Source organism: Mesorhizobium sp. B1-1-5 (assembly GCF_006443065.1).
GTDB lineage: Bacteria > Pseudomonadota > Alphaproteobacteria > Rhizobiales > Rhizobiaceae > Mesorhizobium.
In genome coordinates this window covers 1-1,161 of sequence record NZ_VFWS01000537.1, presented here as the reverse complement: position 1 = coordinate 1,161, position 1,161 = coordinate 1, and the positions used below count along the sequence as shown (strand labels likewise).

General features: G+C 66.7%; 1 pseudogene. It reads right to left on the bottom strand.

The features are described 5' to 3' along the window. Positions 1–1,161: pseudogene (locus FJ980_RS33075) on the bottom strand (sarcosine oxidase subunit alpha family protein); the annotation flags it as partial.

The following is a 1,161-nucleotide window of genomic DNA, read 5'->3' as shown; positions in this document are numbered from 1 at the left end:
GAACAATATGGCGCCTCCGCGCAGCCGCTTGCCGTCCTCGATGCATTCCAGCCCGATGAGGCGCTGGCGGTCGGGTGCCTGAAAGGCCGGACGACGACGCAGGACGTCGCCGACGAATCCGCCGCGTTTGCCGGCCATGCGCCCGAGGCCGAGATCGTCGAGCGTGGTGCGGCCATCGATCTCGGGCCCGGCGACGTGGCCCTTTTCAACGCGCAGCGCACCAAGCGCCTCGACGCCATAAGGTTTGAGGCCGAACGGCGCGCCTGCTTCGATGAGACGGCTCCAGGCCTGTTCGCCGGCGCTGGCGCCGACATAGATCTCGTAGGCGCGCTCGCCGGAATAGCTGAGGCGGATAACGCGCAGGGCCCGTCCGTCGAACCCGGCTTCGATGACGCCCATATGCGGCAGCGTCTCGTTGGAGACATCGAGCGTCGGAAAGGCGGCGGCAAGGACATCGCGGCTTCGTGGCCCGGCGGTCGACATCGCCGCCCACTCGTCGCTTACCGAAGAGACCGCGACACGCAAATCCGGCCAGGCGGTGTCGAGCAGGAATTCCAGCCGCGACAGGACATCGGCGGCCCTGGCGGTAGAGGTGGTCATGAAGAAGCGATTTTGCGACAAGCGCGTGGTGGTGCCGTCGTCGAAGACGACGCCGTCGTCGCGCAGCATGACGCCGTAGCGCGCGCGGCCAACCGGAAGCTTGGCGAAACCGTTGGCGTAGACACGGTCGAGGAATATGGCCGCGTCCGGCCCCTGCACGTCGATCTTGCCGAGGGTGGAAATGTCCATCAGCCCGGCGCCGCCGCGCACGATCCGCATCTCCGCGACATAGGCTTCATTCACGTCGCGTCCGGCATCGCGATAGAAATACGGACGCATCCAGAGACCGACCTCGAGCATCTCGGCACCGTTTGCCAGGTGCCAGTCGTGCATCGGCGTGCGACGGACCGGCATAAAGTGATGACCGACGGCGCGACCGGCCAGCGCGCCGATCGCGACCGCCGCGTAGGGCGGGCGAAAGGGCGTGGTTCCGGTTTGCGCAATCGTCGCCCGGCGCAGCGCCGCCATGGCCGAAAGTGCTGCGAAATTGCTGGTTTTGCCCTGGTCGGTCCCCATGCCGAGCGTGGTGTAGCGCTTCAGATGCTCGACCGATTCATAGCC